This window comes from Mesorhizobium sp. ESP-6-4, from assembly GCF_020164735.1.
In the GTDB taxonomy this organism is placed as follows: domain Bacteria; phylum Pseudomonadota; class Alphaproteobacteria; order Rhizobiales; family Rhizobiaceae; genus Mesorhizobium.
In genome coordinates, this window is the sequence record NZ_JAIUGS010000001.1 from 203,317 (window position 1) to 217,493 (window position 14,177).

Here is a 14,177-nt window from a genome sequence, read left to right on the forward strand (position 1 = left end):
CTGTCCTGCGGACGGGCCGGAGAGGAATTGGGAGGTTATCGATGACTGGTGCTCACACCGTGCGCCTGGAGCCGGTCGGCGTCGAGTTCGAGGTCGAAAACGGCGAGACGGTCCTGAACGCGGCATTCCGCCAAGGCATTGCGCTGCCGCATGGCTGCAAGGAAGGGCAATGCTCGGCCTGCAAATGCGTGCTGCTCGAAGGCGAGGTCGACATGCTGAAATACTCAACCTTCGCCCTCAACGACACGGAGAAGGATACCGGGCACATCCTGTTGTGCCGGTCCATCGCCTATTCCGACATGCATGTCGAGCTTCTCAACTACGACGAGGAGGTGCTGGCGAAATCAATCGCGGTGAAGACATTCAAAGGCCGGATCTCAAAATTCGAACATCTGACCCATGACATCCGCGGCATCGAGATCGAGCTCGGCTCGCCGATAAAATTCTGGGCTGGGCAATATGTCGACATCACGGTCACCACGCAAAAAGGGGAGACGATTACGCGCTCGTTCTCCATGGCAAATACGCCGGACCAAACCCAAAAACTTTCCTTCATCATCAAGAAATATCCCGAAGGAAAGTTCTCCGGAGAGCTTGATTCCGGAGGCATCCGCGTCGGAGCCGAAGTCACTGTCGCCGGACCCTATGGAACCTGCTTCCGGCGGGAGGAACGGCAAGGTCCCCTGATCCTGGTCGGCGCCGGCTCCGGCATGTCGCCGGTTTGGTCGATCCTCAACGATCACCTGAAGAGCGGCGAGAAGCGGGACGTGTTCTTCTTCTACGGCGCGCGGACCCCCACCGACCTGTTCTATCTTGACAGGATCGCCGAGCTTGCCGGCCGCCATCCGGAGCTGAACTTCATCCCGGTGCTGTCGCATGTGAATGGCGAGGCGTGGGACGGCGAGCGCGGCTTCGTCCACCAGAGCGTCGATGCCAAGCTCAAGCAACTGGCGGTCGACGGGCAGGGCGACGTCTACGCCTGCGGTCCTCCGCCCATGATCGATGCGCTGCAGCCGGTCCTGTTCATGAACGGCTTCGAGAGCGAACGCATCTTCTTCGACCGGTTCACCACGTCGTCCAGCGCCACCCCGAGCCATTGAGACGGCCCGGAGCCAGCGACACCAAAGCAACTGCAACAAGGGAGTGAAGACAATGGTAGCAACGTCGAGTTCAGTCGGATCGGGAGCCGCGGGAGCCGCGATCTTCGCCGATTCCGACAGCCGCAAATATCGGTATTTCGATCCGAAAGGCCAGCGCGCCACCCATTACGAGGATGTCACGGTCGACGTGCAGCCCGACCCCGAGCGCTACCTGATCCAGGACTGGATCATCTCCTTCTCGAACGGCAAGGGCGCCTACATCAAGGACAATACGGCTGCCAAGAGCTCGAACTGGCATGCCTTCCGGGCTCCCGACCAGGAGTGGGAGCGCACGCATTACCAGCGCCAGTCGAAAATCGAGACGATGGTGCAGAGCGTGATCACCAATGCCCGCCGCGCCGGCGCGCCGAAGACCTTCGACAAGGTGTGGGCCAAGCTCCTGCAGGCGCATCTCGGAGCGTGGAAACATGCCGAGTTCGGCCTAGGCACTTCGCTGATGCAGGCGCAGCGCTACGGCTACACGCAGATGATCAACAACGCCACGCTGACCAATTCGTCCTACAAGCTGAGGCTCGCCCAGGACATCACGCTCTATCTCGCTGAGATCGGCATGGACATCGCCGGCTGGGACGACGAACTCGGCAAGAAGCACTGGCTGGAGGACGGTGTCTGGCAGGGCACCCGCGAGGCGGTCGAAACCATCATGGGCACGACCGATTATCTGGAACAGTACTTCGCCATCAACATCGTGTTCGAACCGCTGGTCGGCGAACTGTTCCGCTCCGGCTTCCTGATGCAGGCTGCGGCGGCCAACCACGACTTCATCACACCGCCGGTGATCTCGGCGGCCGAAGCCGACTACGAGCGCAACCTCGCCAACACCATCGACCTGGCCTACCTGCTTGCCAATGACGAGAAGCATGGCGCGGCGAACAGGAAGCTCTTCCAGGGCTGGGTGAACAAGCACGGCGCGCTTGCCGACAAGGCAGCCACCGGCCTTCAGCCGATCTGGTCGATGCCGCATTCCAAGCCGATTTCCTTCACCGACGTTCGCGCCCAATCCGAGGAACGGATCGGCCAGATCCTCGGCGAACTCGGCCTCAAGCGCTGAACAGGGAGAAGACCAACATGTCAGTAGCAGCACGCGACGCCTCGCAGTCCAACATCTTCAAATCGATGAAGGACATCACCTTTGAGCAGACGATTTCGCACCAGTGCGGCGTCACCATGAACGACTCGGTCGAGGCGCGCGCCATCGCCGAATTCATGGGCAAGAAGCCGGGGGTTATCGTCACTTACCAGCCGGCCATGATCCGCATCGACGGCAACGGCAAGCTGATCTTCAAGATGGATGAGATCAGCGAATATCTCGGCCGCGACATGACCGCCGAGATCTTCGAGGTCAACACCTCTACCCACTACGGCCGCATGGTGCGCGTCGACGACAACACCGTGATCCTGTTCGGAAACATGGACGAGGTCTTCGAATACATCTGAGGAAGCCGGGCACCGGCGCGCCGCCCGATCGCGGCGCGCCCACTCCATCAACAGGACGGCATCAACGCGCCGATTGCGGAGGCAAGAATGTACAGGACACCTGAAGGCAAAGACATTTTCGTGGTCGATGGCCACACCCATTTCTGGGACGGCAGCCCGGAGAACCAAAGGAACATCCACGGCAAGCAGTTCATCGACTGCTTCTACGCCTATCATACGGGACTGAGCCCGAAGGAGCAGCTTTGGGAGAAGGGCAAGTTCGAGAAATACAGCGCCGACGATCTCTATCGCGACCTGTTCATAGACGGTCCGGACGACGTGGCGATCGTCCAGTCGACCTATCTGAAGGATTTCTACAAGAACGGGTTCAACACGATCGAGCGCAACGCGGAGGTCGCCAAGCGCTACCCGGAGCGCTTCATCATCAATGGGTCCTTCGATCCGCGCGACGGCGAGAAGGCGCTGGAATACATCCACTTCATGAAGGAGACTTATGACGTCAAGGGCGTGAAGATGTACACGGCCGAGTGGAATGGCGCCTCCAAGGGCTGGAAGCTCACCGATCCCGATGCCTACAGGTGCTTCGAGCTCTGTGAAAAACTCGGCATCAAAAACATTCACGTCCACAAGGGCCCGACAATCATCCCGCTCAGCAAGGACGCGTTCGACGTGCATGACGTCGACCACGCAGCGACGGATTTCCAGGGCTTGAACTGGATCATCGAGCATTGCGGCCTGCCGCGCCTCGACGATTTCTGCTGGATCGCGACGCAGGAAACCAATGTCTATGGCGGCCTTGCCGTGGCGCTGCCCTTCATCCATTCGCGCCCGCGCTATTTCGGCGAGGTCATTGCCGAGCTGCTGTTCTGGATCGGGCCGGAGAAGATCCTGTTCGGCTCCGACTATGCGATCTGGACGCCGCGCTGGCTCGTCGAGAAATTCTGGGCGTATCAGATCCCCGAGGATATCGCCGCGGAACGCGGCGTGCAGCTGACCGACGAGATCAAGGAGAAGATCCTCGGGCTGAATGCCGCGCGCCTCTACGAGATCGACGTCGAAGCGAAGAAGAAGGCGCTCGCAAGTTCGCCCTTCAGCATCGCGGCGGAGTAGGGCCATGGCAACCGCCAGCGTTTCCGACAGCCGCGAGAAGGAACTCTGGCGGCGCCTTGGCGAGGTCAATGACCCGGAACTCGACGAGCCGATTACCGAGATGGGCTTCGTCGAGCGGGCCGAGATGACGGGCGACGGCAGCGTGGAGGTCGATTTCCGCCTGCCGACCTACTGGTGCTCGCCCAACTTCGCTTTCCTCATGCTCGACGGCGTCCGCAAGGCGCTCGACCAGCTTTCCTGGTCGCCCGCCTATCGCGTGAAACTGCACGATCATATGTTCGCGGAGGAGGTCAATCGCGGCATCGAAGCCGGCAAGGCATTCGGCGACATATTCGCCGAGTTAGCCGCAGACGCGGATCTCGGCGCCGTGCGCGAAACCTTCAGGATGAAAGCATTCAAGCGCCGCCAGGAAGCGGTCCTGCGCGAACTTCGGCAGCACGGCCTGACGGATGTCGAAATCCTCGGCATGGACCTGCTGGCATACGATGCCGCCAGCTTCGAGCCGGGCGAGGCGGCCATGCAGAAGCCACGGTACCGGGCAGCGCTGCTGGAGCGGTTTCCCGATCGCCGTATGGACGATCCCGTCTTCGTCACCTGGGAAGGGCGGCAAATTCCGCCTGCCGCGCTCAGTGCCCATCTCGCCGAGTTGCGCGGTGTGCGTGTCAATATGGAGTTCAACGGTGCGCTTTGCCGTGGGCTCAAGCAGACAAGATACAAGGAACTGAGCGTGGTCGAAGGCGAGCCGACGCTGGTCGACTTCATCATGGATCGCGTGCCGGCGCGAAACGCGCCGGCCGTCTAAGCAGCGTCGAAAGCAACGGCCTCCCTCGCACGAGGCCCCCAACCAACAACCCGCCCGTAAGGCGGAAGGAGGAATCATGCCTAAAATTATGCTTCACAACTCCGAGGCCCGCCGGGCCCTTGCCCGTGGCGTGTTCAGGCTGGCGGCGGCCGTCGAACCGACGCTCGGTCCCAAAGGCATGAACGCCATGATCGACCGACCGATCGGAACGCCGATGGTGACCCGCGACGGCGTCAGCATCGCTTCCGAAATCGAGCTGCATGACCGTTTCGAGAACATGGGCGCGCAGGTCGTCCGCGAGGTGTCGATGCAGACCAACGAGGTCGCCGGCGACGGCACGACGACCGCCATCGTGCTCGCCAACGCGCTGATCCAGGGTGGCATCGAGGCCAATGAGCGCGGCGCCAAATCAGTCGATCTCTGCAAGGGCATCAACCTTGCCGTGGCGGCGGTCGTGACGGCCCTCAAGGCATCGGCCAAGCCCGCCAAGGGCAATGGCGTCCTCGCCTCGGTTGCCAACATCGCCGCAACCGATGCCAAGCTTGGTGCGCTGGTGGCCCAAGCGCATGAGCGCGTCGGCGCGGAAGGCGTCATTACCACCGATTTCAGCGTGACCACCGAGACCACCCTGGACGTGGTCGAGGGCATGTCCTTCGACCGCGGCTACCTCTCGCATCACATGGTGACGGACCAGGAGAAGATGGAGGCCGTGCTCGAGCGGCCCTTCATCCTGATGACCGATCTCAAGATCAAGGAGCCCACGGCGCTCGAGACTGCGCGCCGTATCGCCGACGAGGCGGGGCGCCCGTTGCTGATCGTGTCCGAGGAAGTGTCGCCGGAAGTTGTGGTCACACTGCTGGGCAAGCAGGGGCCAGGCAAATACCTCGTCGTCCATCCGCCGGAATATGGCCATTGGCGAAAGGCCATGATGGAGGACCTGGCGATCATCACCGGCGGTAGGGTGATAGCCCGCGACCTCGGCGGCCGGCTGGAGGACATCACAGTCGACGATCTTGGGACCGCTGACCGGGTGAAAACCAGCTCATCCTACACCTCGATCATTCGCGGCGGCGGCGACCATGACGCGATCGCGGCGCGCCGCGCCCAGGTGCAGCGGCAGTATGAGGCCGCGCCGCCGAACATCGAGCAGGACAAGCTGCGCGAGCGCCTGGCCAAGCTCTCCGGCGGTACCGCGATCCTCTATGCCGGCGGCGTCACGCCGGTCGAGCAGAAGCGGACCATCCAGCTGATCGAGGATTCGCTGAATGCGGTGCGCGCGGCGTCCGAGGAGGGCGTGGTTGCCGGTGGCGGCTCGGCGTTGGCCCAGATCGCGCCACTGCTCGACAAGGTGGCGACCGGTGTCGACGGCGATGTCGCCGAAGGCGTGCGCCTAGTCCGGTCGGTGCTGACACGGCCGCTCTGGCGGATCGCCGCCAATGCCGGCGCCGATCCCGAAGCCGTGGTAGCCGAGGTGACGCGCATCAACGGCGGCTACGGCTATAACGCATCCGCCGGCAGCTACCAGAACATGTTCGAAGCCGGGATCATCGATCCTGTCCGCGTCACCTACACCGCGCTGGCCAATGCCGCCTCCGTGGCGACGCTGATCCTGACCACCGAGACACTGATCGGCGATCTTGCCGAGGATGAGGACCCGACGGCCGGGCCGGCGCTCGGCGGCGGCGCGGAAAAGCTTGGCCGCGCCTGAAACAATTCCGGACCTGAAAGGACACGACGATGAAAGCCGCAAGACTTTACGAATACGACCCGCACATGAACGTCAAGCTCAAGATCGAGGAGGTCAAGGCGCCGACGATCACGGCCCCGGACGAGGTCATCGTGCGGGTAGGTGCCGCCGGCCTCTGCCGCACCGACCTCCATATCATTGAAGGTGTGTGGAAACCGACCATGGACCCCGACGGCAGCCTTCTGCCTTACATCATGGGTCATGAGAACGCCGGCTGGGTCGAGGAGGTCGGCAGCGGCGTCAGATCGGTCAAGCGCGGCGATGCCGTGATCTGCCATCCGTTCCGCTCTTGCGGCATCTGCCTCAACTGCCGGCACGGCGAGGATATGTACTGCGACAATGGCCAGTTCCCTGGACTGGGCATGAATGGCGGCTTCGCCGAATATTTCATCACCAGCGAGCGCTCGCTGATCAAGCTCAATGCCAATGTCACGCCGATCGAAGTGGCGCCGCTGGCAGACGCCGGCATCACCGCTTATCGCGCCGCTAAACGGGCGGCGAAGCTTTTGCGGCCGGGGAGCTACTGCGTCCTGCTCGGCATCGGCGGGCTCGGACACATCGCGCTGCAGTCGCTGCATGCGATTTCAGGCTGCCGGATAATCGCCGTCGATCGTGAGCCTGCCGCGCGGGTGCTGGCCAAGGATCTCGGTGCCGACTTCGTCCTCGATGGCGGGCCGAACGTCGTCGAGGAAGTAAAGGCGATCACCGGCGGCGGCGCCCATGTGGTCATCGATTTCGTCGGCGAGCTTGGCGTGGAAAACATCTGCTGGAAGATGGTGCGCAAGGGCGGCCAGCTGTTCGTGGTAGGCTATGGCGGCGCCGTCAACGTGCCGACCGCGCATCTGGTCATCGAGGAAATCAACATCGGCGGCAGCCTGGTCGGCAATTTCACCGAGCTCGTCGAGCTGATGGAGCTCAACGCCGACGGCAAGGTCAAGATGCACTACACCGAATACAATCTCGCCAGCATCAACACCGCGCTCGATGACTTCAAGAACCGGCGCTTCACCGGCCGCGGCGTCATCGTTCCCTGAAAGCCTTTGGGCCCGGATGGCGCGCGGAAGCCGCGGTATCCGGTCCAGGCGTCACAATCCGGAGAGGAAAAAATGAACAAATACATCTGTGAATTCGTCGGAACCTTCGCGCTGGTCTTCTTCGGCTGCGCGACGGTTCTGTTCATGCGTTCCGAGGTCGGACTGCTCGGTGTTGCAATGGCCTTCGGCCTGTCGGTGATTGCGATGGCCTATTCGATCGGGCCGATTTCCGGCGCACATCTCAACCCGGCGGTAAGCCTTGGCGTCTTCATTTCCGGCCGGATGAAGTCCAACGATCTCGCCGGCTACGTGGTCGCGCAATGTCTGGGGGCGATCGCTGCCTCGGCGGTGCTCTACGTGATGGCGCAAGGCAAAGGCGGCGGCTATGACATCGCCGCGAATGGTTTTGCCCAGAACGGCTGGTCGGCCTATTCGGCGACTTCGGCGTTCTTGTTCGAGGCAGTCGCCACATTCCTCTTTCTGCTCGTCATTTTGCGTGCCACCGCGCAGGACGGCGCGGGTGCTCTGGCCGGCCTGGCGATCGGTTTGACGCTGGTCATGATCCACCTCGCCGGCATTGCCGTGTCAGGGTCTTCGGTCAATCCAGCTCGCTCGCTAGGGCCTGCGTTGTTTGCCGGCGGAAGCGCGCTGTCGCAGCTCTGGCTCTATATCGTGGCGCCTTGCCTTGGCGCTGCCGCGGCCGGACTGGTGCTGCGCACCGGGATGATCGGCGCCAGCGAACCGGCACCGCAGCTCGCCTGATCGGCCGCTGCCTTTTTGTCGGTAAGAGTTCCCCAACCCATGGCGGAACGCCATGGGTTTCTTTTTGCTGCGTGTTCAGACGAAGCCGCGCCGGATGCCATATTGCTCGAGCTTGCGGTAGAGCGTTGGCCTGGAAATGCCCAGCCGCTGCGCCACCCGGCTGAGATTGCCGCCCTCCGCGGTCAGCGCATTCTTCAACGCCTGGTGTTCCGCCTCGGCTAGCGTGCCAGCGGGCTCTTCGGGGGAAACGGCCGTGTTGCTGCCCGGCTGCGGCTCGGAACCGCCATCCGTGATTTCCTCGGGAAGGTCGTGCAGTCCGATACCGCGGCCGCGCGCCAGGATGTGCAGCCGTCCGACGAGGTTCTTCAGCTCGCGCACATTGCCCGGCCACCGATAGGCGAGCAATGCAGCGACAGCTTCCTGCGAGAATTCCAGCGGCTCGTCGCCTGATGCAGCGGCGATCTTCCGGTTGAAATGTTCGATCAGCAGCAGCACGTCCTCGCCGCGATCGCGCAGCGGCGGCACAGTGATCGAGACGGCGCCGATCCGATAATAGAGGTCGCGGCGGAAACGACCCGCAGCGACTTCCTGCTTGAGGTCTCGATTGGTCGAGGCGACGAGCCGGACGTCGACTGGCCGGCCTCGGTTGTCGCCGATACGGTGGACCACGCGCTCTTCCAGGACACGCAACAGAAACGGCTGGATCTCGAGCGGCATCTCGCCGATCTCGTCGAGGCTGAGCACGCCGCCATTGGCAAGCTCGAAGACACCCGGTTTGCCGTCGCGTGATGCGCCGGTGAAGGCGCCGGCGACATGGCCGAACAGCTCGCTGCCGAACAAGTCCTTTGTGATGGCGCCGCAATTCATCGCGATGAACGGGTCGCTGTCCGTACGCCGGCTGCCGGCATGGACGAGCCGCGCGAACAGCTCCTTGCCAACGCCGGTCTCGCCTTCGACCAGCAGCGAGGCGACGCTTTTCGATCGCGCGACGCGGCAGGCGACATCGACTGCAGCAAGCAGTACCTCGCTCTCGCCGACTATCATTGCGGCTGCGTCTTGAAGATGCTTGTCCGCCTCCCGGTTGATCACGGTCGGGCTCGGAACTGTCGGCGCCGACGGGAACACCAGCGCAGCGCCGCGCAAGTCGCCATCGAGCTTGAGCGGTGTGATGTGGCAGGAGCGCAGATGAGCCGGCAGAGCCCTGGCGATATCGGCCTCCGAACCGGACGACGGAAGGTTCATCAGCCAGCGGCCGCGACCCGCGTCTATCGGGCCGCTGGTCATTTCGGCGGCTTCGCCGTCGGGCAGGTTGTTTCGGTAGATCGCGCGCCCGCGATGATCGACGATCACCAGTCCATCTTTTCGGCGATAGCCGGGAGCCGAGGAAATGAAAGCTTCGAGCAGGCGTGTGCGCTGCTCCTGTTGCTGCTCTGCCAATGCTTTTTCGATCTGGCGGGCCGTGGCGGCGACAAGCGCGGTGTTATGCGGTCGGAAGATCGGCGAGTAGCCTGACAAGTCGACGACCCCGACTATCTTGCCGTCCAGCGGATCGCGGATCGGCGCCCCGGCGCAGGTCCAGGACTTGATGCCGGCGCAGAAGTGCTCCGCCGCATGGACGAAAGTCGGTTCCCCGGTCCACAGGGCCGTGCCGATGCCGTTGGTCCCGACGGCGCCCTCATTCCATTTGCCGCCGATGGCCAGATGAATATCCATGCCGTCATGCAGGGTCTTCTTGTCGCCGATGGCATCGATCAGCACGCCGTCGCTGTCGGCAAGAACCAGCATCGCGCCGGTGCCCTCCAGCAACTGACCGATGGAGGCGAAGGATCGGCGCGCCGCCGAGAGCAGTTCGGCATTGGCCCGGGTCAGGTACTCGATTTCGTCGCGATCGCTGCTCAGCGGCGCTTCGATCCCCTGAGCGTTGATGCCGCCGGTGGCGCTGCGATACCAGGAGTCGTGAATGAGGGAGCGGACGTGGCTTGGGCGGATCGGATCGCGGACACATTTGGGCTCGTCCGCCAGAAAATCTTCCCAAGCGCGCATGGTGGCGCGCTCGTCATAGTCGATGCTGCCCAGAGCGATTTGATTGCCGGCCAACGACGCACGCGTCGGAAGAGCATCGATCTTCATCTGATTAGGCCCAGGATCGCGTTTCATTCAGTCATTACGGAACCTGGAGGCATGCCAATGCTGTATGCTGTCTTGGATCGGACGTGCCGAAGCCGGTCCAATCGCTTACCGGTCAATTGATGCCTAGTTTCGCGCCGATGTCGGTGGCGAGCTGTTCTTCGGAGTAGGTGGCGGTGAGGCGACGCCCGTCCATTTCGGCAAGTTTCGCGGCGACGGCTTCGTCGACCGGCGCGAAGTAGCCGTTCTGCTTGGTGGCCAATACGAAAATGTGCTCGCCGCCGCGATCGCGGATGTCGCCGATATGATGAAGCTGACGGCCTGTGTTTTGATCCTTCGAGATCACACGCCCATTGAGGCTGACATGCACGGACGGGTTGGCCTCGGCCACAGATCCGGTTGCGCCGCCAACGTGAAAGATAAGGCCTTGAGCCTTCGGTTTCTGACGTGGCTGTTTCGAAGCTGAATAACCGCCGGCGCTGAGCTGGTCGGCAAGGCGCACGATGGTTGAGCGGTTCTGCTCAATCAGCCTTTTGACTTGAGCATCCTCGCGCCGCGGGCCATCCCGCTTGGAGATGATCTCGACCATGAATCCTCCCAGATTCGTCGGCAGTGCCGGTATGCCAATTTTTCTTGCTTGCAGCGGACCTTACACTGCCCCAGTCGGGTCCGCCATTCATATTAGTTAGTGCCGAAATGGATGTCGTTGGTAGCAGGTGGCTGCTACACCGGGGTATTCGTAGGTTGAGCAATGCCCGTGTCATGCCGCCTTGCTCTTTGATTCCGAGGGCTCGCTGTTGAATGAGTGTGCTGTTGCAGGAGACATTCTATTTCCCGTATCGCTGCTCCAGCGCTTCGGCAATATGCTCGCAAAGCAACTCCCCGGTGACGATGGTGACGTGGAGACGGATGCGTGCGCCCCGCGGATCGACCATCGTGACCACCGCGCCGCGGTCGGAGTATTCGAACGTGTCCAGAACCTTGTGAATGACAAAGTCAGCTACATTGGGTGCCGAGCCGGCGTGATTTTCCACGGCTTTCCTCCATCCCGAAATCAGCGGGTCCCTTTGGCAGCAGTCGCGTGCCTAGGCGGTCTCCTTCGACAGCTGCCCGATCGTTAAATATGTAGCGGATTACCTCAGCGTCCAGAAGAGTATTGACCCGCCATCCCTGTTGAGCGGCGAATATCTCTTTGTTCACAAGCGTAAAGGATAAGTGCCCCGGTCGTCATATCGTTGAAGCAGACAACGACGAAGCGCAGATTACGCTAAACGCCATCTTAAGTCAGCCTTAATACATTTCAGCGCGAGATTGGCGAGGCGCTTCCAATCAGTCCCGCTATTGGCGCCTGCGGGCGGGACTGACCTTATCAGGTCAGCGTTAACATGAAACGGTTCAAGGACATAAGTGTCGGCAGCAAGCTCACGCTGGGCTTTGGATTGGCACTGCTTTGCACCGTGACGGTCGGGGTATTTGGGGTCGCACAGCTGCGGTCGCTCAATAAGGTCACGAGCGAGATCACCGGAGTTTGGTTGCCCCAGGTGCAGATCGTCGACGAGATGAAGCGCAACCTTGCGGAGCACCGGCTCTACGCGACGCTGCGTATGCGTGCCGAAAACTCTCAGCAAATCGCTGACATCGACAAGGAGATGGCGAGAGAGAGCGAAGAAATGCTCCAAGATCGGCGCGCCTACCGCAGGAGCGCCGGATCACCCGCCGAGCAGGAGCTGTTCGATCAATTCGTCAACCTCTGGACGGCGTATCAAGATTCCCTGTCGTCGATCATTCCACTTCTCGATACCGCGGAGCGAACGAAGGCAGCTAACGAGTTCGAGGCGGTGTCGCTCCCCACGATTGCGGCGGCGGCTCAGCGGCTGGATGGCCTCTTGGCACTCACCAATCAGCGCAGCAAGGCTGCCGCAGCCATCGCGGACCGCACCTACACCATCGCGCAGCGGCTCGTTTGGGCCGCGATCGCCTTTGCTGCCGTGTGCCTTGGCGTGCTTGTCGCCTGGATTCGCCATAATGTCAGCAAGCCGATCCTGGCCGTGAGCGAAGCGATGCACCGGTTGACGCGAGGGGAACACCGCTCGACGCTGGTTGCGCTCAGAAAGGATCGGCGCGACGAGGTCGGAATATTGTTCACGGCCTTTGCCGGCTACCGTGCCAGCCTGGAGCGCAGCATCGCCCTGGCTCGTGATGCCGAGTTGGAGCGGCAGAATCTGGCTGCCGCTGCCGCGAACATGCCTGTGGGCCTGTGTATGTTCGATGCCGGCCGACGGCTGGTTTTCTGCAATCAGGCCTATGCCGACTTCTATCGCCTGCCGGAGGCCCTGACCCACCCTGGTTCCCGGTGGGACGATTTGATGCGTTTCCGGATTGCGGCGGGACTTTATGTAGGCCACGACCCGGACAGATATCTGGAAGAGCTCTCGGCGACCATCGACCGCGCCGAGCGCGTCGTGAGCCTGGTGGAGCTCAGGGACGGGCGCACCATCGACCTCATTCATCAGCCGCTGCCGGGCGGCGGATGGCTCGCCACGCATCACGACGTGACCGACTTGCGGCGCAGCGAGGCTCGCATATCGCACATGGCTCGCCATGACGGGCTTACCGATCTTCCAAACCGGATATTGTTTCGCGAACGCGCCGAGGACGCCTTGGCCGAGATGGCTCGCAGAGATGGCAAGGTCGCCTTCCTTTGCCTCGATCTCGATCATTTCAAGACTGTCAACGACACGCTAGGGCATCCGATCGGCGACGCCTTGCTCAAGGAGGTCGCCGCAAGGCTGAAGTCGATCGTGCGCGAGGACGACACTGTTGCCAGACTAGGTGGCGACGAGTTCGTGATCATTCAAAATGGGGTCGATCAGCCGGTCGAGGCCACCGCCCTTGCGCAACGCGTCATTGATGCGCTGAGCGCGCCTTATATCGCCGACGGCCATGGCGTCACCGTCAGCGCCAGCGTCGGCATCTCGATTGCGCCTGGCGACGGCACAAACGCCGACCAGTTGCTCAAGAACGGCGACATGGCGCTCTATCGGGCAAAGGCGGAGGGTCGCAGAACATACAGGTTCTTCGAGCCGGACATGGATGCCCGCATGCAGGCGCGGCGGGTTCTCGAACTCGATCTGCGCGACGCGTTGGGACGGCAGCAGTTCGAGATCTACTACCAGCCGCTCCTCAATCTCGAAAGCGGCGAGGTCAGCTGTTTCGAGGCGCTGTTGCGCTGGCATCACCCGACGCGGGGTATCGTTTCGCCGTCCGAGTTCATCCCCTTGGCTGAAGAGATCGGCTTGATTGTTCCGATTGGGGAATGGGTGATCAAGCAAGCCTGTCTCGACGCAGCAAGCTGGCCCGAAGGCATCAGGGTTGCCGTCAACCTGTCGCCGACGCAGTTTCGCAATGCCCGCTTGCTCTCGACGATTGTCGCAGCGTTGGATGCCTCGGGATTGCCCGCGAGCCGTCTCGAGCTTGAAATCACTGAGACCGTGCTGCTGGCCAACACCCAGGCCACTCTCGCGATGCTGCAACAGATCCACTTGCTGGGTGTCCATATCGCAATGGACGACTTCGGGACCGGATATTCGAGTTTGAGCTATCTGCGCTCGTTTCCGTTCGACAAGATCAAGATTGACCAGTCCTTCGTAAAGGACGCCGAGGATATCGACAGCTCCGTCGCCATCATCCGGGCCGTCACCAGCCTCGGCAACAGCCTTGGGATGCAGACCACCGCCGAAGGGATAGAGACGGCCGAGCAACTGGAACGGGTGCGAAGAGAAGGCTGCACGGAAGCGCAAGGCTTCCTGTTCAGTCGGCCACTACCGGCTCGGGAGATCCCCGCGATGCTGGAGCGCACACGTTCCGTCGTGGCCGGCGACATCAGCGAGCTTGCGCCCGAAACGACAGGCGAGCGGAAGAAAGAACAGGTCTCCGCCGGCCGGCTTGGCAGGAGTGCGTCTGCCCGGGGTTGACTGAAGTCGGCAAGATGCCCCGCG

Annotated in this window: 12 protein-coding genes; 9 read left to right on the forward strand and 3 right to left on the reverse strand. The window is 62.1% G+C overall.

From position 1 onward, the window contains the following. The first annotated feature begins 41 nt into the window (after positions 1 to 41). The 8 genes from LB523_RS00985 to LB523_RS01020 all read left to right on the forward strand — a co-directional run bounded on the left by LB523_RS00985 (position 42) and on the right by LB523_RS01020 (position 8,052). Entirely contained in the window at positions 42 to 1,100 is a 1,059-nt protein-coding gene (locus LB523_RS00985; RefSeq protein WP_140839155.1) for an NADH:ubiquinone reductase (Na(+)-transporting) subunit F, read from the forward strand. Between the two features lie 52 nt (positions 1,101 to 1,152). Next, a complete protein-coding gene (locus LB523_RS00990; RefSeq protein ID WP_224523075.1) occupies positions 1,153 to 2,211 on the forward strand; it encodes an aromatic/alkene monooxygenase hydroxylase subunit beta in 1,059 nt (352 codons plus the stop codon). Positions 2,212 to 2,228: 17 nt separating this feature from the next. Further along, positions 2,229 to 2,597, forward strand: coding sequence for an MmoB/DmpM family protein (locus tag LB523_RS00995; RefSeq protein WP_112097527.1), 369 nt, complete (start codon positions 2,229 to 2,231; stop codon positions 2,595 to 2,597). Positions 2,598 to 2,684: 87 nt separating this feature from the next. Further along, positions 2,685 to 3,707 carry an amidohydrolase family protein gene (locus LB523_RS01000; RefSeq protein ID WP_224523074.1) on the forward strand — a complete coding sequence of 341 codons (1,023 nt, stop codon included), beginning with the start codon at positions 2,685 to 2,687 and terminating at the stop codon, positions 3,705 to 3,707. A 4-nt stretch (positions 3,708 to 3,711) separates the two neighbouring features. Next, positions 3,712 to 4,509 (forward strand): iron-sulfur cluster assembly protein, encoded by a 798-nt coding sequence (locus LB523_RS01005; RefSeq protein ID WP_224600593.1) that lies wholly within the window; start codon positions 3,712 to 3,714, stop codon positions 4,507 to 4,509. Positions 4,510 to 4,585: 76 nt separating this feature from the next. Then, positions 4,586 to 6,217, forward strand: coding sequence for a molecular chaperone GroEL (locus LB523_RS01010; protein WP_140839148.1), 1,632 nt, complete (start codon positions 4,586 to 4,588; stop codon positions 6,215 to 6,217). A 29-nt stretch (positions 6,218 to 6,246) separates the two neighbouring features. Further along, positions 6,247 to 7,290, forward strand: coding sequence for an NAD(P)-dependent alcohol dehydrogenase (locus tag LB523_RS01015; RefSeq protein ID WP_140535659.1), 1,044 nt, complete (start codon positions 6,247 to 6,249; stop codon positions 7,288 to 7,290). 72 nt (positions 7,291 to 7,362) lie between these two features. Continuing rightward, positions 7,363 to 8,052 carry an aquaporin gene (locus LB523_RS01020; RefSeq protein ID WP_224600594.1) on the forward strand — a complete coding sequence of 230 codons (690 nt, stop codon included), beginning with the start codon at positions 7,363 to 7,365 and terminating at the stop codon, positions 8,050 to 8,052. A 75-nt stretch (positions 8,053 to 8,127) separates the two neighbouring features. On the opposite strand, the gene LB523_RS01025 is transcribed toward LB523_RS01020, so the two are convergent. From LB523_RS01025 to LB523_RS01035, 3 genes are all read right to left on the reverse strand, one after another. Further along, positions 8,128 to 10,182 carry a sigma-54-dependent Fis family transcriptional regulator gene (locus LB523_RS01025; protein WP_224600595.1) on the reverse strand — a complete coding sequence of 685 codons (2,055 nt, stop codon included), beginning with the start codon at positions 10,180 to 10,182 and terminating at the stop codon, positions 8,128 to 8,130. Between the two features lie 112 nt (positions 10,183 to 10,294). After that, positions 10,295 to 10,768 (reverse strand): hypothetical protein, encoded by a 474-nt coding sequence (locus tag LB523_RS01030; RefSeq protein WP_224600596.1) that lies wholly within the window; start codon positions 10,766 to 10,768, stop codon positions 10,295 to 10,297. 238 nt (positions 10,769 to 11,006) lie between these two features. Continuing rightward, positions 11,007 to 11,213 carry a hypothetical protein gene (locus LB523_RS01035; protein WP_140839140.1) on the reverse strand — a complete coding sequence of 69 codons (207 nt, stop codon included), beginning with the start codon at positions 11,211 to 11,213 and terminating at the stop codon, positions 11,007 to 11,009. 351 nt (positions 11,214 to 11,564) lie between these two features. Between LB523_RS01035 and LB523_RS01040 the strand changes: the two genes are divergently transcribed. Continuing rightward, positions 11,565 to 14,153: an EAL domain-containing protein gene (locus LB523_RS01040; protein ID WP_224600597.1), complete on the forward strand. Its 2,589-nt coding sequence runs from the start codon at positions 11,565 to 11,567 to the stop codon at positions 14,151 to 14,153. The last annotated feature ends 24 nt before the right edge of the window (positions 14,154 to 14,177 follow it).